Annotated in this window: 22 protein-coding genes; 17 read left to right on the top strand and 5 right to left on the bottom strand. The window is 64.3% G+C overall.

What is annotated here, in order from left to right:
- Window positions 1–1,365 carry an MFS transporter gene (locus ACIP9X_RS16860; protein ID WP_400480905.1) on the bottom strand — a complete coding sequence of 455 codons (1,365 nt, stop codon included), beginning with the start codon at window positions 1,363–1,365 and terminating at the stop codon, window positions 1–3.
- Between the two features lie 215 nt (window positions 1,366–1,580).
- Between ACIP9X_RS16860 and ACIP9X_RS16855 the strand changes: the two genes are divergently transcribed.
- From ACIP9X_RS16855 to ACIP9X_RS16840, 4 genes are all read left to right on the top strand, one after another.
- The gene (locus tag ACIP9X_RS16855) at window positions 1,581–2,339 is read left to right on the top strand and encodes a FadR/GntR family transcriptional regulator (RefSeq protein ID WP_400480904.1); all 759 of its coding nucleotides are present in this window, start codon (window positions 1,581–1,583) and stop codon (window positions 2,337–2,339) included.
- Between the two features lie 333 nt (window positions 2,340–2,672).
- Complete coding sequence (locus ACIP9X_RS16850) at window positions 2,673–2,876, top strand: hypothetical protein (protein WP_400480903.1); 204 nt, start codon at window positions 2,673–2,675, stop codon at window positions 2,874–2,876.
- A gap of 233 nt (window positions 2,877–3,109) precedes the next feature.
- Window positions 3,110–3,241, top strand: coding sequence for a hypothetical protein (locus ACIP9X_RS16845; protein WP_400480902.1), 132 nt, complete (start codon window positions 3,110–3,112; stop codon window positions 3,239–3,241).
- Between the two features lie 71 nt (window positions 3,242–3,312).
- Window positions 3,313–4,599, top strand: coding sequence for an ATP-binding protein (locus ACIP9X_RS16840; RefSeq protein WP_400480917.1), 1,287 nt, complete (start codon window positions 3,313–3,315; stop codon window positions 4,597–4,599).
- A 165-nt stretch (window positions 4,600–4,764) separates the two neighbouring features.
- Here ACIP9X_RS16840 and ACIP9X_RS16835 read toward each other — a convergent pair whose 3' ends face one another.
- Window positions 4,765–5,262, bottom strand: coding sequence for an SRPBCC domain-containing protein (locus ACIP9X_RS16835; protein ID WP_400480901.1), 498 nt, complete (start codon window positions 5,260–5,262; stop codon window positions 4,765–4,767).
- A gap of 14 nt (window positions 5,263–5,276) precedes the next feature.
- Window positions 5,277–5,627, bottom strand: coding sequence for an ArsR/SmtB family transcription factor (locus ACIP9X_RS16830; protein WP_400480900.1), 351 nt, complete (start codon window positions 5,625–5,627; stop codon window positions 5,277–5,279).
- 167 nt (window positions 5,628–5,794) lie between these two features.
- Here ACIP9X_RS16830 and ACIP9X_RS16825 point away from each other — a divergent pair, with 167 nt between their 5' ends.
- The 6 genes from ACIP9X_RS16825 (at window position 5,795) to ACIP9X_RS16800 (ending at window position 10,238) form a co-directional block, all read left to right on the top strand.
- A complete protein-coding gene (locus ACIP9X_RS16825) occupies window positions 5,795–6,943 on the top strand; it encodes a zinc-dependent alcohol dehydrogenase (RefSeq protein WP_400480899.1) in 1,149 nt (382 codons plus the stop codon).
- Window positions 6,944–6,973: 30 nt separating this feature from the next.
- On the top strand, window positions 6,974–7,543 hold the full coding sequence (locus tag ACIP9X_RS16820; RefSeq protein ID WP_400480898.1) for a hypothetical protein: 570 nt from the start codon (window positions 6,974–6,976) through the stop codon (window positions 7,541–7,543).
- 90 nt (window positions 7,544–7,633) lie between these two features.
- A complete protein-coding gene (locus ACIP9X_RS16815) occupies window positions 7,634–8,176 on the top strand; it encodes a TspO/MBR family protein (protein WP_400480897.1) in 543 nt (180 codons plus the stop codon).
- Between the two features lie 12 nt (window positions 8,177–8,188).
- Window positions 8,189–8,674, top strand: a complete 486-nt coding sequence (locus ACIP9X_RS16810; protein WP_400480896.1) for an NUDIX domain-containing protein — start codon at window positions 8,189–8,191, stop codon at window positions 8,672–8,674.
- Between the two features lie 242 nt (window positions 8,675–8,916).
- Window positions 8,917–9,648, top strand: coding sequence for a GntR family transcriptional regulator (locus ACIP9X_RS16805; RefSeq protein WP_400480895.1), 732 nt, complete (start codon window positions 8,917–8,919; stop codon window positions 9,646–9,648).
- A complete protein-coding gene (locus ACIP9X_RS16800; protein ID WP_400480894.1) occupies window positions 9,645–10,238 on the top strand; it encodes a short chain dehydrogenase in 594 nt (197 codons plus the stop codon). The genes ACIP9X_RS16805 and ACIP9X_RS16800 overlap by 4 nt, the downstream gene beginning before the upstream one ends.
- 117 nt (window positions 10,239–10,355) lie before the next feature.
- Here the strand turns inward: ACIP9X_RS16800 and ACIP9X_RS16795 are convergent, their stop codons facing one another.
- Window positions 10,356–11,684, bottom strand: a complete 1,329-nt coding sequence (locus tag ACIP9X_RS16795) for an aspartate aminotransferase family protein (RefSeq protein WP_400480893.1) — start codon at window positions 11,682–11,684, stop codon at window positions 10,356–10,358.
- A 126-nt stretch (window positions 11,685–11,810) separates the two neighbouring features.
- Between ACIP9X_RS16795 and ACIP9X_RS16790 the strand changes: the two genes are divergently transcribed.
- Window positions 11,811–13,367, top strand: a complete 1,557-nt coding sequence (locus ACIP9X_RS16790; RefSeq protein WP_400480892.1) for a PucR family transcriptional regulator — start codon at window positions 11,811–11,813, stop codon at window positions 13,365–13,367.
- An 83-nt stretch (window positions 13,368–13,450) separates the two neighbouring features.
- Here the strand turns inward: ACIP9X_RS16790 and ACIP9X_RS16785 are convergent, their stop codons facing one another.
- The gene (locus ACIP9X_RS16785) at window positions 13,451–14,995 is read right to left on the bottom strand and encodes a CoA-acylating methylmalonate-semialdehyde dehydrogenase (protein WP_400480891.1); all 1,545 of its coding nucleotides are present in this window, start codon (window positions 14,993–14,995) and stop codon (window positions 13,451–13,453) included.
- A 665-nt stretch (window positions 14,996–15,660) separates the two neighbouring features.
- On the opposite strand from ACIP9X_RS16785, the gene ACIP9X_RS16780 reads away from it, so the two are divergent.
- Genes ACIP9X_RS16780 through ACIP9X_RS16755 form a run of 6 tightly spaced genes read left to right on the top strand, consistent with a single transcriptional unit; the run spans window position 15,661 to window position 21,462 of the window.
- Window positions 15,661–16,509: a substrate-binding periplasmic protein gene (locus tag ACIP9X_RS16780; RefSeq protein WP_400480890.1), complete on the top strand. Its 849-nt coding sequence runs from the start codon at window positions 15,661–15,663 to the stop codon at window positions 16,507–16,509.
- A gap of 19 nt (window positions 16,510–16,528) precedes the next feature.
- Entirely contained in the window at window positions 16,529–17,296 is a 768-nt protein-coding gene (locus ACIP9X_RS16775; RefSeq protein ID WP_400480889.1) for an amino acid ABC transporter permease, read from the top strand.
- Window positions 17,293–18,141, top strand: coding sequence for an amino acid ABC transporter ATP-binding protein (locus ACIP9X_RS16770; protein WP_400480888.1), 849 nt, complete (start codon window positions 17,293–17,295; stop codon window positions 18,139–18,141). The genes ACIP9X_RS16775 and ACIP9X_RS16770 overlap by 4 nt, the downstream gene beginning before the upstream one ends.
- Window positions 18,142–18,183: 42 nt before the next feature.
- The gene (locus ACIP9X_RS16765; protein WP_400480887.1) at window positions 18,184–19,449 is read left to right on the top strand and encodes an NAD(P)/FAD-dependent oxidoreductase; all 1,266 of its coding nucleotides are present in this window, start codon (window positions 18,184–18,186) and stop codon (window positions 19,447–19,449) included.
- A gap of 37 nt (window positions 19,450–19,486) precedes the next feature.
- The gene (locus ACIP9X_RS16760; protein ID WP_400480886.1) at window positions 19,487–20,401 is read left to right on the top strand and encodes a dihydrodipicolinate synthase family protein; all 915 of its coding nucleotides are present in this window, start codon (window positions 19,487–19,489) and stop codon (window positions 20,399–20,401) included.
- Complete coding sequence (locus ACIP9X_RS16755; protein WP_400480885.1) at window positions 20,398–21,462, top strand: proline racemase family protein; 1,065 nt, start codon at window positions 20,398–20,400, stop codon at window positions 21,460–21,462. The genes ACIP9X_RS16760 and ACIP9X_RS16755 overlap by 4 nt, the downstream gene beginning before the upstream one ends.
- Window positions 21,463–21,474 lie beyond the last annotated feature (12 nt).

Below are 21,474 nucleotides of genomic sequence, written 5' to 3'. Positions count from 1 at the left end.
CTACGGCTCAGCGTGGTGTCCGGCGCCCGCGGGGTCCAGGGCCTCAGCCGGCACGCCCTGGGCGACCTTGCCGGAGCGGCTGAGCGCCACCATGAGGATGCAGGACAGGAGCATGAAGCCGCCCACGACGAACATCGGCACGGTGTAGTCGCCCGTCCAGTCCTTGAGCCAACCGGTGATGTAGCCGGCGCTGAAGCCTGCCAGGTTGCCCACAGTGTTGATCAGGGCGATGCCGGCTGCTGCGGCCGCACCTGTGAGGAACTGGGTGGGCACGGTCCAGAAGTTGGGCAGGGCGGCGAAGATCGACATGGCGGTAATGGTGATGACGGCGATGGTGGCGGCCGGCGATCCGGCGAACAGGGCCAGCGGGATGCTCAGACCACCCACCAGAGCCGGGATGGCGATGTGCCAGGTCTTGACGCCGCGCTTGGTGGCGTCCTTGGACCAGAAGTACAGGGCAAAGGCTGCGGGCAGGTACGGGATGGCGGTGATCATGCCCTTCTGGAACACATCGAACTTGGTGCCGTAGATGCCCTCGAAGCCGGCGATGATGGTCGGCAGGAAGAAGCCGAGGGCGTACAGGCCGTAGATGAAGCCGAAGTAGATCGCCGAGAGCATCCAGACCCGGCCGTTGCCGAATACCGTACGGACGCTAACGTGCTTGTTGCTGGCGGCGGTTTCGTTCTTTTCCTTCTCCAGGGCCCCGGTCAGCCAGGTCTTCTCCTCAGCGGTAAGCCACTTGGCCTTGGCAGGGGAGTCGGCCAAATAGAACCAGGCGATGACGCCGACGATGATGGCGGGGACGGCAACGCCGAAGAACATAACGCGCCAGCCCTCAAGACCAAAGAGACCGTGCTGCTGGATGAGGAGGCCGGCCAGCGGGGCGCCGATGACGGTGGTCAGCGGCTGGGCCAGGTAGAACAGGGCGAGGACCTTGCTGCGGTGACGGGACGGGACCCACAGGCTCAGGAAGAGGATGGCGCCGGGGAAGAACCCTGCCTCGGCCACACCGAGGATGAAGCGCAGGATGTAGAGCTGCTCCACGTTGCCCACCCAGGTGAAAAGGAGCGAAACGATGCCCCAGCTGACCATGATGCGGGCCAGCCAGCGGCGGGCGCCGAACTTGTGGAGGGCCAGGTTGCTGGGGACCTCGAGCAGGATGTAGCCGATGAAGAAAACGCCCGAAGCGAAGCCGAACTGGGCCGCTGACAGGGCAAGGTCCTGGTTCATTCCGTTGGGACCGGCAAACGAGATGGCCGTCCGGTCCAGGTAGTTGATGAAGAACATCAGGGCCACGAACGGCACCAGCCGGATCGCCACTTTCCTGATTGCAGATCTTTCAACCACTGATTGTGTGGTGTCCACGTTGACTCCTAGATGTTGGTCTCCCGGAAGCGCCCTGCGCTGGATGCCTGGGGATCTGTCTCAGTGCCCGGACCGGTCGAAGCTGACCGGTCTTGTGCCAGGCGAGTGATTTCAACCATAGGGCCGATTCAAAAATTGGTCAACCGGTTGATAGATTCTTTTTTCGCAGCCCAGCGAGGACCTTTCAGGCCCCGCCTGGTTGCTACGCTTTGACTGTGTCCGCAAACTCCGCCGCCTCGATGGCCAAAATCAGCGCTGCTCTCGGTTCCATGGAGCAGGGCTCAGTGGTGTCCGAGGTCGCGGAACGCCTGCTGGCCCACTTCACCAGCGGTGAAATCGCGCCCGGAACGAGGCTCCCGGCAGAGCGCACGCTCGCCGCTTCGCTCGGCGTTGGGCGTTCCGCGGTGCGGGAGGCCCTTGCCGCTCTTGAGATCCTGGGGATTGTGGTTGTGCGGCCGGGATCCGGCACGTATTTGCGGGACGGTGTTTCCGAATTGCTTCCCCGCACCCTTAGCTGGGGGCTGATGCTCGGCGCACCCCGGACCCGTGAACTCGTGGAACTCCGCGGTGGCTTGGAGGTACAGGCAGCCCAGCTCGCTGCCCAACGCATCACCGAAGAGTCGCTGGACCGCATGCAGGGCAATCTGGACACCATGGCGAAGAATCTCGATGACCTGAAGGCGTTCGTTGAAGCCGACGCCGCTTTCCACCGTGAGATCGCCGCCAGCTCCGGCAACCAGGTCCTGGAGGAGCTCCTGCAAAGCATCCGTTCCCTGCTGCGCATCTGGGTGGACCGGGCCCTGACCGACGAAGGGCACGCTGCGGCGGCACTTAAGGAGCACCGGGAGATTTTCCGCGCTCTGCAGGCGCGGGACGAGGCAGCAGTCACGAAGACGATGCGGTCCCACATGGACACGGCAGCCAAGCGGCTCCTGGCCGGATATGACGCCGGCCGCGCGGAGACGGCCAGCTAAAAACCCCTTACTCTCGGGCCTGCCGTGGCCCTGTGATGAGTCTCACCCGCAATCTTGACAAATCCGCTTGAGCCATTTGCATCCCGCCGGGCATCATGGAGTGGACGGCAGGGTATCCGATTTCCGTGCCGACACAGCCATGATGTTCCTTCTTGCGCGCAGAAGACGCAGAGGCTGAAAGCAAAAATTAAACCCCGATCTGGTGGATGCAACGAGGCCACACCAGTGAGCTCAGCTGAGCTTCACAGGTCTCCGACCGTTTCCGGATTGACCTGTTCCGGGCTTCGCACCGAGGCTAAGCCCATAACCGAATCATGAATGAGGCACCGAATAATGACGTTCGAAACCACTGACTCCGTAACGCTGAAGATCTGGGACCGGTCCGCCATCGACCACACTCTGGACACCGTCGTTCAGGACCTTTCCGCCCGGACCAACGCTCCCCGTCACAGCATTGCGGTCACCTGCAGCGGACCCAACACTTTCACGGTCAGCCTTAACCGCAACGCCCCGACCTTCGAGGAAGTTACGCGCTAGAACCTGAAAATGACGACGGCGGGAGCCTTCCCGCCGTCGTTCTTTTTAATCCCAAAAGCGGCGCGGGCACCGGCAGCACACCGAGCCGTAAAGCGTCGGTTTTTCCGATCTTTAACGTTCAGATGTCATCGCTTTTTCTTATGTGATTTGCCTTTCATACTGGACAGAACTTACGGCGGCGGAAGGCCGGTTCCAGCTTCCGTCGTGGACTCCGATTCGAAGGCGACGGATTTATGACTACCCTGATTTCCACCCCCGCGGCCCAGGCGCAGCAGGCCTCCACCGCCGCAGCCCTTCCGGCGGAGGACCTCGACTGCAATGCCGGGGACGACTGCTTCTACTGCGCCTGCCCGGAGACCGACTGATGACGGCAACGGCAGCAACTGAAGCAACTTCAGCAGCCGGAGCAACCTCAGCGACCGGGGCCAGGCCGGGCATTGAGCCCTGGAGCGTCCGCGACTTCCACACGGACGACCTCGACCAGCTCATCAGCGTCTGGCAGGATTCCAGAACACCCGGTGCGCACCCCGTCTACAGCCTCTCCGAGATCATCGACGCCTGCTCCAACGGAGTGGCCGTGGTCGCCGTAAGGGAAGGAAAAGTCGTGGGGGCGGCGGCCTGCAGAATCCACGATGGCCGCGCCTGGATCATCCTTCTCGCCCAGGACCGGCAGTGGCGCGAACAGGGGCTGGGAAGCGCCCTCCTCGCGGGCATGGAGGACAGGCTCACAAGCCAGGGCATACGGCGGATCTCTGCCCTCCTGCCCGCTTCCGAAACCAGGGTCCGCGCCTTCCGCAACAGCGAATACCGGGTGGAGGAGGACCTGCACTACTTCGAGCGGACCATCCCGCTGCAGCCCCGGGAGATGGGGCCGCTGAGCCAGCTCGGCGGCCGCCTCCTCCCCCATGGGCTGTGGGGCGCGCTGGCCGGCATGCAGCGCGAGAAGGACCTGATCGAACAGCGCCTGATCCTGCCGCTGGCGCGCACCGAGCTCGCCAAGTCCCTGGGCGTGACGCCGCCGCGTTCCGTGGTCCTGTTCGGTCCTCCCGGCACCGGAAAAACGACCTTTGCAAAGGCAGTGGCCTCCCGGCTGGACTGGCCCTTCGTCGAGGTCTTCCCGTCCCGGCTCGCCTCCGACCCCCAGGGCCTCGCCGGGGCGCTGCGGCAGGTGTTCCAGGAGATCAGCCGCCTTGAGCACGCGGTCGTCTTCATCGATGAGGTGGAAGAAATTGCCTCCGCCCGCACCGGGGAGGCAACATCGCCACTGCAGGGCGTCACCAATGAGCTCCTCAAGATTATTCCGGCGTTCAGGGAGAAGGAGGGCCGCCTCCTGATCTGCGCCACCAACTTCATCCGCTCACTGGACAAGGCCTTCCTCCGCCACGGCCGGTTCGACTACGTGATCCCGATCGGCCCGCCGGACCTCGAAGCCCGCAGGGCGATCTGGCACCGCTACATCCCGCCGGCGGTGTCGCCGCAGATCGATCTGGATGCCCTGGCCTTCGCCAGCGAGCGCTTCTCCCCCGCGGACATCGAGTTTGCGGCCAGAAAGGCTTCGCAGCAGGCCCTCGAACGCGCGGTGCAGGCCCCCCAGCCGGTGCCAGAGGATGAGGCTCTCACCACCGGGGACTACCTGCAGGCCATCGAAGGGACCCGCGCCACCGTCACCGAACCGGTTGTGAAGGACTTTCTGGAGGACATCGAGCGGATCGCCAGGGTCTAGCCTGCGCCGGCAGCTATACCGGCACCGTTGTATGCCAGCACCGTTGTATGCCAGCACCGTTGGCATACAAAGGCGAGGGGACGACGGCGGGAGGTTCCGCCGTCGTCCCCTCGCCTTAGTGCTGCCTGGCCACGCTTTTTGTGCTGCCTGGCTGCGGCGCCTGAATCAGGCGTGGGAGTGCTCGGCGAGGATGCCGTCAATCTGGCCGGCCGCCTCCTGCATCCCCTCCTCCATGCCCATTTCCAGCATCTTGCCCATTTGCTCTTCCGACTCGAAGACGGAATTGACCGTCATCCGCGTCCGGCCGCCTATGTCCTCAAGCATCACGGACGCGTGCGTCGTGCCCATCGATTCGACCGGATCGCCGTTCTCGTCGGCGAACCCGTCGTCAAACTCGAGGCGGTTGGGTGGTTGGATGTCCGTGATGCGCCACCAGCCGCCGGCCCTTTCACCCTCCGGGCCGGTCATGTAGTAGGAAGCCTCTCCGCCGGGCGTAAATTCATGCTTCTCAAAAGTGGCGGGCCAAGTGGGCGGTCCCCACCAGCGCTCCAGCTGCCGCGGGTCCTCCCATATCTGCCAGACCCGATCAACACTGGCGTCAAACTCGGCGACGAGGGTGAAGCTCAGTGCCTCAACGTTCTTGGTCGAACTGATAACCGTCATTGCGGAACCACTTCCTAATCTTCAGTGAGGATCTTTTCTTCAGTGAGGATGTCTGCGATCCGTTCGGCGCGCTGCCTCCAAATCGCTTCGAACTCATCAAGCAGCCGCCGGGCCTTCTGCAGTCCTTCCTGGTTGCCCCGCACGATCTGCTCCCTTCCGCGCTTCTCTTTGGAGACGAGAGACGCGCGCTCCAATACCGCCACATGTTTTTGAACGGCGGCGAAACTCATGGCGTAGAGGGCAGCAAGACCGGACACCGAGTACTCATCCACTGCCACGCGGCGCATAATGTCCCGGCGTGTGGCATCGGCGAGCGCCTGGAACAGGCGGTCTAGCTCCGCATCACCCAACTGATCTACAACCATTTGGTTGTAGAATAGGACGGGTGCGGACGGGTGTCAATGGGCTGTTGCTTACCCGGCCGCCGGCGTGCCGGAGCACAGTCAACAGCAGCCTTCCACAAGACCTTGACCTCCGCCTGCTCCTGATGGAACGCTGTCACCTCTGGCAGACATCCTCCTAAGGGGCATTCATGCGGGCAATGGTGTACCGCGGACCGTACAAGATCCGCGTTGAAGAAAAAGACATTCCGAAAATCGAGCATCCGAATGACGCCATTGTGCGGGTATCCCTCGCCGCCATCTGCGGTTCCGACCTGCATCTCTATCACGGCATGATGCCCGATACGCGGGTCGGAATGACGTTCGGTCACGAATTCGTGGGCGTGGTCCATGAAGTCGGATCCTCGGTCCAGAACCTGAAGGCCGGCGACCGCGTCATGGTGCCGTTCAACATTTTCTGCGGCTCCTGCTATTTCTGTTCGCGGGGCTTGTATTCGAACTGCCACAATGTGAACGCGAATGCGACGGCGGTGGGCGGCATTTACGGGTTCTCCCACACCTGCGGCGGGTACGACGGCGGCCAGTCCGAGTTTGTGCGCGTCCCCTTCGCCGACGTGGGGCCGTCCCTCATTCCGGAATGGATGGATGAGGAGGACGCTGTGCTGCTCACCGACGCGCTTGCCACCGGCTACTTCGGCGCGCAGCTCGGCGACATCACCGAAGGCGATACCGTGGCAGTGTTCGGCGCCGGTCCGGTGGGCCTGTTCGCCGCGAAGTCTGCATGGCTGATGGGCGCCGGCCGGGTCATCGTGATCGACCACCTGGAGTACCGGCTGGAGAAGGCCCGCACGTTCGCCCACGCGGAGACGTACAACTTCCGGGAGTACGACGACATCGTGGTGCAGCTGAAGAAAGCCACGGACTACTTTGGGGCCGACGTGGTGATCGACGCGGTGGGGGCCGAAGCGGACGGCAGCTTCGTGCAGCACGTCAGTTCCTCGCAGCTGAAGCTGCAGGGCGGGTCGCCCGTGGCACTGAACTGGGCCATCGATTCCGTCCGCAAGGGCGGAACTGTATCCGTTGTGGGCGCGTACGGTCCGATGTTCAGCGCGGTGAAATTCGGCGACGCCGTAAACAAGGGACTGACCCTGCGGATGAACCAGTGCCCGGTCAAGCGCCAGTGGCCACGGCTGTTCGAGCACATCCGCAACGGCTACCTCAAGCCCAGCGATATCGTGACCCACCGCATCCCGCTGGAGCACATCGCCGAGGGTTACCACATGTTTTCCGCCAAGCTGGACAACATCATCAAACCGCTCATCGTGCCCAACGCCGGCTGACGCTGCCCCGTCAAGAAGGAGCTACCTGACATGCCCTACACAGCAGACAAGCCGCAGCCCAAGGAGTCCAGGGAGCAGCTGCGGGCCCGGATCCCGGGATGGGGTGCGGACCTGGACCCGAAGGACCGCCCATCGTATCCCCGGGAGCAGCCCGGGATTGAAACGGGCGCCCACTGGGACTTTCCGGAGCGCCAACCGGAGAGCTGGCCGCGTGAGCTGTCCATCGAGCACAAGTTCCTCACTCCCGTGTTCGGCACATCCACGCCGCCCTCGGGGTTCTCCGGCGTGATGCGGAAGTACGCCTACAAGTACAGCGAAGGACGCGCGGCGCACTGGCTGATCCTGCTGGCCGCGGACCGCGTGAACGCCTGGGAAAGCCATCTCCGGTCCTTCGCCACCCTCCGGCCGGACAACCCGCTCACGGAAACCGGCGTGCTCAGCGAGTTCTCCAGTCACGGCGTCGGCTCCAGGTTCGGCCGGAAACGCGCGGACCTGAGCCACCAGTGGCTCGACCCGGTGGTTGTTGGCGCCCCGTGGATTCTTGCCGGCGCCGGAACGGTGGCCGCCCTGCGGGCCCTCAGGCAGAGGCGCCGCCGCTGACCGCTGCTTGCTGTTGGCTGGTTGGTGCTTCGTGCCGGGAACAACAGCCTCGGCTTGACGGCGACACCCCCGACTGTTCACAGTGAAGCAGTGCGGTCCAACCTTGAAGACAGTCCCCCGGCCTCCCCGCCGCCGCGCGGACGGGGCTGGGCACGGCAGGCCGCGGCGCTGGCCGGATTTCTGGCGGTGTCGTGGATCGTGTCGCTGCTGGGTTCCCTGCCGATCAGGCTGCACGGCGGAGGCTGGTACGCGGCCGCCGAGAAGGCGCCGTGGACCCCGCCGGGATGGATGTTTGCCGCTGTCTGGCTGACGCTGTACGCTGCGATGGCTGTGGCGGCCTGGCTCGTGTGGCGGCAGCGGAGGTCTCCCCGCCGCAGCGCGCTGCGGATCTATGCGCTCCAACTGGCGTTGAACCTGGCATGGCCGCCGGTGTTTTTCGGCCTGTACCCCATGCTGGGGGTTGCGGCCCTCTGGCTGGCGCTCCTGGTTCTCACGGCGCTCGCACTCACGGCAATGCTCACGGTATTGCGTTTCGGGCCTATCAGCACTGTGGCCGGGGTCCTGATGCTGCCGAACGTTTCATGGATTGTATTCTCGGGAAGCCTCAACCTTTATGCGGCGCTGAATAACTAACGTGGAGGGCATATGACAGTTCGCAGCGCAGGCATTCTGCTGTACCGGCGGAACCCGGAGGCAGAGCTGGAGGTATGGATCGCCCACATGGGCGGGCCCTTCTGGGCGGGCAAGGACGCCCGCGCCTGGTCGATCCCGAAGGGAATCTATCTCGACAGCGAGGATCCGTTGGTGGCCGCGCTGCGGGAGTTTGCCGAGGAAATGGGGACGCCGGCGCCGCAGGCCGACTATCTGGAGCTGGGCGCCTTCAAGCAACCCTCGGGCAAGGTCATTACCGCCTTCGCCGCCGAGTCGGACTTCCGGCCAGAGCAAATCACCAGCAACACGTTTCCGCTGGAGTGGCCCAAGGGCTCCGGTGTGGTGCGGGAGTATCCGGAAATCGATGATGCCAGGTGGTTCAGTGAGTCCGATGCGCGCCTCAAACTGGTGAAGGGGCAGTTACCGATCCTCGATGCCCTCGCTGAGTACCTCGCAAAGCTCGACTCAGGGCAACAGTAGCCGCCTTCTTGCGTCGGCGGCCGCTGGGTGGCGGCCATTGTGATGACCGTTTCGAGGCGGCCGGCCCCTCATGACGCCAGCGGGCTGGACGTGGACGGGCTCGTGACACCGTGCGCAGTTCCGCGAGCGGAACTCGGCCCTGAAGAGTGGTGACCTTGGTGACCCCACCGGGTACTCTTAATGTAACTTCGTCTGACAATCAGCGCAGACGTTGAGGTGAACTAGGTGTAAGGCGGAGCATCATGAAGGACGCTACTTCATCGGAAGGCCTGAACGGCTTGGCGCCCCTGTCCGGCGGCGTGGGAGGACTGTCTCCCGTTGCGTCTGTCTCCCGGCGGGATGCCGTCATGAACGAGATTCGCCGGGGCATCGTTTCGGGCTCGATCAAGCCGGGCGACAAGCTGACAGAAGTGAAACTCTCGGCCATGTTGAACGTCAGCCGCCCAACCATCCGCGAAGCCCTGACGCAGCTGGCCCAGGAGGGCCTCCTGGTGCAGGAGCCGTACCGCGGACTGCGGGTGGCAACGCTGCATGCCAACGAGATCATGGATATCGCCAGGACCAGGCAGGCACTCGACATGCTCGCAGTGGCGTCCATCCTCGAAGACACTTCCGGCCGGCGCATGCAGTATGTGGAGGCCAGCTGGGAGGCGTACGACAAAATCGCATTCCACCCGGACCCCGTGGTGCTGCACGAAGCCCACATCGCGTTCCACCGCAGCATCTGGGCCGCCTCCGAGAACGCCCTGCTGCTGCGGCTGTGGCCGGTCACGGAGGCGCATCTCACCATCGCGCTGGCACAGGACCAGGCCACCCGCGCCGATCCGGTCCGGGCCCACGAGGTGCACGAACAACTTGTCAGGACGATGAGAACCGGGGACATGGATGCGATCGAAGCCGCGTTCACTGTCCACACCATTGACAGCGCCAAGGAATTTATCGCGCTGCTGAACAGCGAGGAGCAGACTGCATGAAAGTTTTGGTTATCGGTGCGAGCGGCCGCCTGGGAGCCGCAGCGGCGGAAGCGCTGGCGGACCGGCATGAGGTCCTCGAGGCCTCCCGTTCCGGAGAGCTCACGGTTGATCTGACGGATGCCGGCTCGGTGGAAGACCTGCTCCAGCAGGTAGGAAAGCTGGACGCAGTTGTCGCCTGCACCGGCGCCGTGCCGTTCAAGCCTCTGGCTGATCTGTCGGAGGAGGACTTCAAGGCTGGTTTCATGGACAAGGTCCTGGGCCAGGTCAACCTCGTGCGCCTTGCCACCCCGTACCTGAACGACGGCGGCTCCTTCACCCTGACCACCGGCGTCCTTGCCCGCGAACCGATCAACACCGGCGTCGTGGCATCCCTGGCCAACGGCGCCCTCGAATCATTCGTCATGGCTGCTGCCGCCGAGCTTCCCCGGGGCCTGCGCATCAACGCCGTCAGCCCTTCGGTCCTGGAAGAAGCGACCAACTACCACGACTACTTTCCGGGATTCACCAAGGTGCCCGCCGAGGCTGTGGGACAGGCCTACCTGAAGTCGGTTGAAGGGATCCAGACCGGGCGGGTATTTTCGCTGGGCTAGATCCCTTAAACCGACCCAAGCAATAATCACCAAAGCAATAACCACGACGCCGGCCGGTCACCTCACAAGGTGACCGGCCGGCGTCGTACTTCCATCCCCTGAGGGCAGCGCTGCTGGTCAGTTCACGGCGGCGAGGGCCTCGTCGTAGATCTCCAGTGCCCTGCGAATTTCCTCGGGGGTGACCACGGCCGGGGGGACGACGTGGATGCGGTTGTCCGCGATGAACGGCAGCAGCCCGCGGTTCAGGAGCTCCGCCTTGATCCGGCCCATGAAGGCCGGTGTGACGGGCTGGCGGGTTTCCTGGTCATGCACGAGTTCCAGGGCCCAGAAAACGCCACGGCCCCGGACTTCGCCGATGACCGGGTGCCGGGCGGCGAGTGCGGCCAGGCCGGGCGCGAGGTGGTCACGGCCGATGCGCTCGGCGTTCTCGACGATGTTGTCTTCTTCGAAGGCCTCGATGGAGGCGACGATGGAGGCCGCGGCCAGCGGGTGCCCGGAGTAGGTGAGGCCGCCGGGGAACACGCGCTCGTCGAAGGTAGCCGCGATCTCCTCGGAGATGATGACGCCGCCGACGGGGACATAGCCCGAGTTGACGCCCTTGGCGAAGGTGATGAGGTCGGGCTTGACGTTGTACGCGTCCAGCGCGAACCAGTTGCCCGTGCGCCCGAAGCCGCACATGACCTCGTCGAGGATCATGATGATTCCGTGCTGATCACACAGGGCACGGACGCCCTCGAGGTATCCGGGCGGCGGGAGCAGGATGCCGGCGGTGCCGGGAACGGTTTCCAGGAGCACTGCCGCGACGGACTGCGGCCCTTCCGCCTCGATGGTGCGCCGCAGATGCTGCAGGGCGCGCTCCGACTCCTGCTCGGGCGTTTCAGCCCAGAACTCCGAGCGGTACAGGTATGGCCCGAAAACATGGACGTGGCCGCGGGAATACTCGTTCGGGATCCGGCGCCAGTCGCCCGTCGCCACGATCGCCGCGCCCGTGTTGCCGTGGTAGGACCGGTAGCGTGAAATGACCTTGTCCCGGCCCGTGTGCAGCCGTGCCATGCGGATGGCGTTTTCGTTGGCGTCGGCTCCACCGTTGGTGAAGAAGACCTTGTCCATGTTGTCCGGGGCGTGGGCGAGGATCTTTTCGGCGGCAAGACCACGGGTGTGGTTGGCATGCGCCGGGGCCACGGTGACCAGGGATTCGGCCTGCTGCTTGATCGCCTCGATGACCCGCGGGTGCTGGTGCCCGATGTTCGTGTTGACCAGCTGGCTGGAGAAGTCCAGGTAAGTGCGGCCGTCGTGGTCCCATACGGTGCTGCCTGAACCGCCGGCGATGACCAGCGGGTTCAGGGTTTTCTGCGCCGACCAGGAGTGGAAGACGTTCGCCCGGTCCAGGGCGACCACGTCCGCGTTGGTAACTGCTGGAGCCACGGCGGTCTGGGTGTGGGTCATGAGAAGTTCCTCTCAGGGGAAGGGTTGTGGATCCCTTTCATGATCGGTCCCGCGCCCCTTGTAAGTCCCTAGACATTTGTATACTCGGCTTTATGGGAATCGACCGTTTGTCAGAGGCCGGGTAACGTGCCACCGACCATCAACACTCTGCTGCACAACACCGGGCTGAACCTGCGGCTCGTTGTCCCCGAACGGGACAGCAAAGCGCTCGATACGACTGTTTCCTGGGTGCACAGCTCGGACCTCGACGACCCCACTCCGTTTCTGGATCCGGGGCAGCTGCTGCTCACTGACGGCACGCAGTTTCCTGTCAGCGACGCGGGCGGCGATGTTTACCGGGACTACGTGCGCCGGCTGGTAGACCACGGAATTTCCGGTCTTGGCTTCGCCACCCAGGTCATCCACGGAGCCCTGCCCGAAGGCCTTGAATCCGCCTGCAGGGAACAGGGCCTGCCGCTCCTCGAAGTGCCCGACAGGACCCCGTTCATCGCGGTCATCCGGTTCGTGGCCGACTGGCTGGCCAGGGAACAAAACGCCAGGGCGGAGTGGTCGCTGCAGGCGCAACGGTCGATAGCCCGGGCCGCCCTGCGCCCCGACGGGCTCCGTTCGATTCTTGCGGAACTGGAGCGCCAGCTGCACGGCTGGGTCGCGCTCTTCGACGCAGCGGGCAACCACATCCTCATGCCAAATAACCGCCCGGTGCCCTCTGGCCTGATGCCGTCTGTGGAAGGGGCGGTCCGGCGCGCCTTGGACCAAGGTGCCCGCTCCGTGGCGCAGCTGACCGTCGAGGGCCAGCAGATCACCCTGCAGACGTTGGGGCGGCGCCACAACCTCCGCGGAGTGCTGGTCCTTGGGGCAATCGAGCCGCTCGATCCTGCCCGAACGGACATCATCAACAGCGTGATCGCCCTGGCCAGCCTGGCACTGGAACAGACCAGGACACTCGACACCGCACGCCGGCACCTTCGTTCAGGGGTGTTTGAGCAGCTGCTCTCGGGAAGCATGGATGTGGCTGCCCGGACGGCACGGCAGGTCTGGGGACGCCTGCCCGGCGAACCCGTGATTGTTACAGCAGCCCGCCCTCCCCACCAGGGGCAGAATCTACTGGAAGCCCTTGAGTTGCTCTCCGATGACCACCGCGGCGCAGTCTTTTATGCGCAGCGGAATGAGAACGTCGTGATCCTGGCCAATCCGGCCCATCAGCAGAAGGTCGCCGCCCTCCTGGGACGGTACGGGGCCACGGCCGGAACCTCAGCGCCCACGGACTTTCCCGGGCTGGCGAAGGCATTGAAAGAGGGCGAGCGCGCCCTGCAGAGGGCCGGCGAACTCTCCCGGCCGCTGCTGGACTTTTCGGAGGTGGCCGACGGCGGGATGCTCGGTTTGCTGCGGCGGCAGGAAGCGGAGTCCGTGGCGCGGCGGCTGATAGAGCCGCTGGCCAGGCACGACGAAGCGGAACAGACCCAGCTGCTGCCGACCGTCGCGGCCTGGCTGACGAACAACTGCGTATGGGACCGCACGGCCCGGCAGCTGGGAGTGCACCGGCATACGCTGCGGAACCGGATCGATTCTGCCGGCAGCATCCTCGGACTGAACCTGGACGGGCTGCGGGACCGGCTTGAACTGTTCGCCGCACTGCAGTTCCTGGACATGACGGATCCTGGACACGACAGTTCCCGGGCATGACAGTACCGGGACATGACAGTACCGGGACATGACAAGGGCGGCCGGAGCGCTGAACGCTCCGGCCGCCCTCTGACAGCGTGCGGTTAGTTCTGGGGGAAGCCCAGGTTGATGCCGCCGTGGCTCGGGTCGAGCCAGCGGGAGGTGATGGCCTTTTCGCGGGTGAAGAACTGGAAGCCCTGCAGGCCGTAGGCCTTGGAGCTGCCGAAGATGGAGTCCTTGAAGCCGCCGAAGGAGTAGTAGGCCACGGGGACCGGGATCGGCACGTTGATCCCGACCATGCCCACCTCCACCTCGTTCTGGAAGCGGCGGGCCGCGCCGCCGTCGTTGGTGAAAATCGCGGTGCCGTTGCCGAAGGCACCGGAGTTGATCAGGTGCAGGCCTTCTTCGTAGCTGCGGACGCGGACCACGGCCAGGACCGGGCCGAAGATCTCTTCCTGGTACACGCGTGAGGTGACGGGGACGTCGTCGATCAGGGTCGGGCCAAGCCAGAAGCCGTTCTCGTCGCCGTCCACATTGATGTTCCGGCCATCGACGACGACCTTGGCGCCGTCGGTCTCGGCGAGCTCGATGTAGGAGGCCACTTTGTCCCGGTGCTGCTTGGTGACCAGCGGGCCCATGTCGCAGTTGCGGCGGCCGTCGCCGATGCGCAGGGTCGACATGCGGGAGGTGATTTTTTCGATGAGCTCGTCGGCGACGGGTTCGACGGCGACGACGACGCTGATGGCCATGCAGCGCTCACCGGCGGAACCGAAGCCGGCGTTGATGGCGGCGTCGGCAGTCAGGTCCAGGTCGGCGTCGGGCAGGACCAGCATGTGGTTCTTGGCGCCGCCCAGGGCCTGGACGCGCTTTCCGTTCCGTGCCGCGGTTTCGTAGATGTACTGGGCAATCGGGGTGGAGCCGACGAAGGAGATGGCCTTCACGTCGGGGTGTTCGAGCAGGCCGTCGACGGCTTCCTTGTCGCCGTGGAGGACGTTGAAGACGCCGTCCGGCAGGCCGGCCTCGCTGAACAGCGCTGCGAGCCAGTTGGCCGCCGTCGGGTCTTTTTCACTGGGCTTGAGGACCACGGTGTTGCCTGCGGCGATGGCGATCGGAAGGAACCACAAGGGAACCATCGCGGGGAAATTGAAGGGGCTGATGATGCCGACGACGCCGAGCGGGGACTTGGTGGAGTACACGTCCACGCCGCTGGAGACGTTTTCGGAGTGCTCGCCCTTGATCAGGTGCGGGAAGCCGGTGGCGAGTTCCACCACCTCCTGGCCGCGGGTGATTTCACCCAACGCGTCGGAGAGCACCTTGCCGTGCTCGGAGGTGATGATTTCGGCCAGTTCGCCCTTGCGCTCATTGAGCAGTTCCCGGAAACGGAAAATGATCTGCTGGCGCTTGGTGATCGACAGGTCCCGCCAGGCCGGGAAGGCCTTGGAGGCGGAGGAGATCGCCGTCTCGATGTCCTCGGCGGAGCCCAGGTTGACGAGCTTGGTTTCCTTTCCAAGGGCCGGGTCAAAGACCGGCGCGGTGCGGTCGCCGGAGGAAGGGACTTCCTGGCCGCCGATCCAGTGCGGGACAACCTGCAGTTCGGTGTTATCAGACACAGTCTTCTCTTTCTTGGGTGCTAGGGCGATGGAAATCATCTGAAGCAACGGTACGGCGGGAACGGCGACCTTTGGCGCTCTACATATGTCGGTTATCGGCCCCTGCGTCCAACAAATGTCCATGATGTAGGCCACGCCTCCGGTCCTAGCGTGAGCTACCGCGAACACCGCACACTTCCCAAGGAGACCCATGAAACGCAGAACGCCGCTGCCCCGCTCCATCCACCGCACCGCTTCAGCCGCCGCCAGCACCGGGGAACATTGCCCCGCGACGGGGTGGTGGAGTCCCCGAGGCAGCACGGAGCCCTGGCGGTACTTCAGCGAGGGAAGTGTCATGCCGGCACTCAACGGTGAGCCGACAGTGTGGCACTGCGCGGCCACCGACAAAATACCCGCACAGTCGTCAACCCAAGCGCCCGCCAAAAGCCCCTCCCCCGCCTGAGCGGAGGCCGGCGGGAGCTTTATTACGCCCAAGAATCTATGGGGACTAGACGTGGGACAGCTCACAGTAGTAGCGTTGCTTTATAGCCAAATTGCCTGACAATAAAACAACGAGGTTCACGTCAGGCAATCGCACCGCCAGGGGCGTCAGCCCCGAGCCTTACGAATCGCAAGATTCCCAGAACCACTAGCCAGTTCTTCCGGACCATCCCCCGGCGTAAGCGCCGAACAGCCCGGGAACCGCAACTCAAAGAGAGCGCATCATGACCAAGACAAGCAAAGTAGTCCTAGCGATCCTCGCCGTGATTCTTGTTTCCATTGCCGGCGGATACATTGGCTCGGGCTTCCGTGGAAACACCGCCAGCGCTTCTACAAGCGCGGCGCAGGGCACGTTCATTGATGAAATCAAAAAGCGCGGTGAGCTTCGCGTGGGTGTCGCCATCGCCCCGCCGATGACCGTGCAGGAGGCAGACGGCACGCTGGGCGGCCCGAACCTCATTCCGCTTCGCGAGCTGGCCAAGCAGCTGGGCGTCAAGCTCACTCCGGTCCCCGCCGAGTGGAAGAACATCGTCGCCGGCCTGCAGGCCAACCGCTATGATTTCGCCGCGAACCTGGACTACACCGTGGAACGCTCCCTGGCCATCGGCTTCACCGACCCGGTCTACCAGTACCAGGGCGTGTTCGTGGTGAAGGCCAACTCGCCGTTCACGACGGCGGAGGAGATCATCAAGAACGGCGGCCAGATCACCGCAGCCCAGGGCTCAGCCCCGGAGAAGGCGCTCCAGGGACACACCTCGAAGATCATGTCCGTGGACAACTACGCGAACGCCATCTCGTCTGTCAACGCCGGCCGTGCCATCGCTGAATTCACTGATCTGCCCACTGCTGAGTCGCAGGCCCAGGCGGACAAGTCCCTGAAGATCGTGGTGCCCACCCCTGACATCTACTCCGCTTCCGCCGCCTACGGAGTGCCGGCAACAATCGACCCCCGCTCGCTGCAGATCGTGAACATCGCGATTGAGCGCGCACAGAAGAGCGGCGAGCTCACGCAGGCCTACGAGAAGGTCAACTACGTCGAAATCGACAACCTCGGCGACCTTCGCAAGAAGTAGCCTCCTTTAGGAGAATGCCATGAATGGATACATCTTTGATTGGGACGTAGTCGCCCGCGCCTTGCCCAGCATGCTCCAGGGTTTGGGGATCACCCTCCAGATCACCGTCATCACCATCGTGATCAGCATGATCCTGGCCATCCCCGTCGCAGTTGGCCGCATGTCAAAGATCGAGGTCATCCGTTGGACGGCCCAGGGCTACATCGAGATCTTCCGGTGCACCCCGCTGCTGGTACAGCTGTTCTGGATCTTTTACGCTCTGCCCGCCCTGACAGGAGTGACCCTGCCCGGCTACGCTTCAGCTGTGATCGCTTTGACGGCGAACCTCACTGCCTTCATGGCAGAGACCTACCGCAGCGGTTTCCAATCCGTGCCGGTTGAGCAGGTGGAAGCTGGCCGCATGCTGCAGCTCAGCCGATTCCAGCAACTGCGATACATCATCGTCCCCCAGGCCATGCGCCAGCAGCTGCCCGTCATCCTGTCCCTGAACATCTCCCTGTTCAAGGACACCGCTCTGGTCTCCACGATCGCCGTCGCCGACCTGATGTTCATCTCGAACACCATCTCAGCCCAGAACTACCGCGCTCTGGAAATCTTCACCCTGGCCGCGTTCATCTACTTCGCCATCGCCTTCCCGGTCTCCCTGATCACCAGCGCGATTGAACGGCGCATGCAGAACACGTCCGGCCCCGGTTTCAAGCCCGGCCCGAGCCTGCTCGCCCGCATGATGCCCGGTAGCAAAGTGACTGGCACCAAAGTGGCTGCCGCCAAGGTGCCCGCATCATGAGCCGCCACAGCACCATCACCCCCGCCAGCTCAACCGATCTCCAGCAGAAAGGAACACAGGTGACAACACCGGCCCCCGCCCCGGCAACGACCGGCACCGGCCAGATCCTCGTGTCCGCACGCGGCCTGCAAAAGAGTTTCCACGACCGCGCCATCCTAAAGAATGTCGATTTCGACATGCGCATTGGGGACATCACTGTCATCATCGGCAAGAGCGGGTCGGGAAAGTCCACCTTGCTGCGTGCCTTGGCCGGGCTCACAGATCCCGACGACGGCGAGATCACCTTCGACGGTAAGACGGTATTCGCTGAAAAGAAGCGCACCAAGGACTGGGGAGCCGTAAGCTCCGAGGTCGGTATGGTGTTCCAGGCTTACACCCTGTGGCCGCACATGAACGTCCTCGACAACATGACGCTGGCTCCGCGCAAGACAAGGGGCATGGCTGCATCAGAGGCACGCGACCGGGCAGAAGCGGCTCTGGATGAAGTGGGCATGAAGCACCACATCCTCAGCCGCTCCACCCAGCTCTCCGGCGGTGAGCGGCAGCGCGTCGCCATCGCACGGGCCCTGATGATGAAGCCGAAGCTGATCCTGTGTGACGAGATCACCTCCGCCCTCGACCCGCCCGTCGCAGCAGAAGTGCTCGATGTGCTGCGCCGCCTCAAGGAAGAAGACGGCATCGCCGTGGCCCTTGTTACCCATGACATGGCCTTCGCCTCCAAGGCAGCCGACCGCGTCGTTTTCTTCCACAATGGTGAAATCGCCGTCAACACAACCCCAGAAATGGCCTTCGAAAACTGCGACAATCCGGATCTGCAGAAGTTTGTTGACGCCGTCCGATTCTGAGCCGGCACCACCGGCCAAAGAACTACCTAGAAAGGATCAATTGTGCACACCGTAGTAATCGGAGGCGGGGTAATCGGGCTAACCCAGGCATACCACCTCGCCCGGGAGGGCGCGGAGGTGACAGTCGTTGATGCCAGGGGAACAGGTCTGGGCGCCTCGAAGGTCAACGCAGGATGGATTTGTCCAGCGGAATCGGCACCCGTGCCGGGACCCGGCGTCGTACTCAAATCCATGAAGTGGATGCTCCGGCCGGATAGCCCGCTCTACATCCGCCCCTCCCTCGATCCGTCCTTCGTGCGGTTCATGCTCGGTATGTGGCGCAAGTCCAACGCCCGTGACCAGCGCGCAGGATTCGAGGGCCATCTCCGCCTCGCCGCCGACACGCTCCAGATCTTCGATGAGTACCGGGCAGACGGCATGGACTTCGAGATGCACACGGATGGTCTGCTGATGGCGTTCATGGAGCAGGACAACTTCGACCACCACATCGACAACCTGGACCTGGCGTCGCAGTACGGACGCCAGCCGCGCGTGCTCAACCGGGATGCTGTGCACGAGCAGGAGCCACTGCTCACCGACGGAGTCCTTGGCGGAATCTACTTCCCGCAAGAGCGGCACGTCGATCCGGGAGCAATGACAGCGGCACTGCACCGCAGGCTGGTCGCGATGGGCGTCCGGATCGTCGAGAACTCGCCGATCGACGCGGTTGAGCGGAACGGCGACCGGGTAACCTCCGTGCACAGCGACGGCAACCGCTACACCGCTGACAGCTTCATCCTTGCTGCCGGCGCCTGGAGCGGGAACCTCTCGAAGCAGTTCGGCGTGCCCCTTCCCGTACGCCCCGGCAAGGGCTACAGCGTTGAAGTTCCCGCGCTCGGCCTGCGCAGCGCGGTCAATCTCTGGGACGCTAAAGTTGCAGTCACCCCCTTCAACGACCGCCTCCGCCTCGCCGGCACGATGGAGTTCGGCGGACTGGACGAGAAGGTCAACCAGGTCCGGGTCGATGCCATCATGCGCGCCCCCGGCAAATACTTCCGCGGCTGGGAACCGCCCGCCACAAAGCCGACGCCGATGGCCGGCATGCGGCCCATGACTCCGGACGGCTTGCCTGTCATCGGCCACCTCGGACACCTGCAGAACACTTACGTTTCCACCGGCCACGGAATGATGGGCATCACCCTCGCGCCCGGCACCGCTGCCGCCCTGACAGACCTGGTCCTGCGTGGCAAGCAGGCCCCGGCCCTGGCCCCCTTCACTTCAGCCCGGTTCAGGAGCGGAGCGCGGTCCACGCCGCAGCCCGTCGCCTGACCCCACAGTCATCAACACATTCCCGAAAGGAAACACCATGTCAACACGCACCAAAGTCGAGCTCCGCGGAATCCTCGCCGCCGTCACCACCCCCTTCACCAGCGACGCATCCGCGATCGATGAACCGACCCTGCGCGCCCAGGTCGACCGGCTGGTCGCAGCCGGCATCCACGGCCTCGTACCCACCGGCACCACCGGTGAATTCACCACCCTCTCCCCGGAGGAGTACCGCCGGGTCATCGAGCTCTACGTCGAGAGCGCCGCAGGCCGGGTGCCGGTCATCGCAGGGATCGGCGCACTGTCCACCCAGGGCGCGATCGACTTGGCCCAGCACGCCGAAAAGGTCGGCGCCGACGCCATCATGCTGGTGCCGCCGTTCTACGACCCGCTGGACTTCGCCACGCTGAAGGCGTTCCTGAGCGCCGTTGCCGGTGCCATCTCCATCCCCGTTGTTTACTACAACGTCCCCGGCGCCACCGGCATCAGGCTCACCGCTGCCGAACTGGCAGAACTGGGCGAAATCGAGGGCATCAACTACATCAAGAACACCTCCGATGACGCCATCGGCCTGGCGGAGCTGCTTGCCGCCCGCACGGACAGCATCAAAGCGTTCAACGGCTGGGACACCCTGACCTTCTTCGGCATCGCTTCCGGCGCCGAGGCCTCGGTCTGGGGAACCGCCGGTGTGGTCCCCGAACTCGCCGTCGAGTTCTGGGAAACCCTCGCCGAAAAGGGCGACCTGGCCCGGGCCCGCGAACAGTGGAAGCATCTCTGGGCCATCAGCGACTTCCTGGAGTCCGTGAACTACGTCGCAGGCATCAAGGCCGGCCTGGAGATCATTGGCCACCCCGTCGGTCCTGCCCGCTTCCCCATCCAGCCGCTGCCCCAGGCAGAACGCGAGCGCTTCGCCCAGATCCTGCGTGAAGCCGGAGTGATCCCGGCAGCAGCATGACCAACAAACTTTGGCTTGACGCCATTGAGGTACACGCCGAGGGCGAGCCCGGACGGATCCTGACATCCGCCGCCGGGCTCGTCCTGGGCGACACCATGGCCGAGCGGCTGGCCTACTGCAAGGACAACCTCGACTGGCTGCGGCGCCTGATGCTGCACGAGCCGCGCGGCTACCCCGGGTTGTGCTCCGTGATCATCCTGCCGCCGGTCAACGCCGGTTCCGACTTCGGGATCGTCGTCCTGGAACAGGGCGGGTTCACCCCGATGTCCGGCTCGAACACCATTTGCGCCGTCACGGCCGCCCTGGAAACCGGGCTGGTCAAGATGTCGGAGCCGACCACGGAGGTCACCATCGACACGGCCGTCGGCACTGTCAAGGCGGTGGCCAAAGTCGAGGGCAGCAAGGTCCTCTCCGTTACGGTGGTCAACGTGCCCGCCTATGTTGTGGAGCTCGACTTCCCCTTGGAGGTCCCCGAGCTCGGCACCATTCCGGTGGACGTCGTCTTCGGCGGCCAGTTCTTCGCGCAGGCGAAGGTCGCCGACTGCGGCCTTGAACTGGACCCGGACAAGGGACGCGAGCTCGCCCGGGCGGGGGCACTGATCAAGATGGCCGCGCTTGAGCAGATCAAGGTGGAACATCCGCTGAACTCCGACATCAACGGCATCAACCTCGTCATGCTGCACACCGGCGACCGCGTCCCCGGACGGCAGGACCGCAACACCGTTGTGCTGAACAACGGCCGGCTCGTGCCGGAGGATCCGTCAACGTGGACCGGGGCGCTGGACCGGTCGCCGTGCGGCACCGGAACAAGCGCACGCATGGCCGCGCTGCACGCCCGCGGGCAGCTCGGCCTGAACGAGGACTTCGTGCACCGCAGCATCATCGGCAGCGAATTCGTCGGCCGCCTCACCGGCACCACCACAGTGGCCGAACACGCCGCCGTACTGCCAACCATCACGGGCCGTGCCTGGATTACCGGGCACACCCAGTGGGTCCTGGACGAGAACGACCCGTTCCAGACCGGATACACCCTCGGCGACATCTGGGCACCCCAGTCCTGACCCTCCGAAATT

The sequence above is a fragment of the Arthrobacter sp. NPDC093125 genome (assembly GCF_044754225.1).
Lineage (GTDB): Bacteria > Actinomycetota > Actinomycetes > Actinomycetales > Micrococcaceae > Arthrobacter.
Note: the sequence above shows the minus strand (reverse complement) of the source record. Positions and strands in the feature narration are given on the sequence as shown.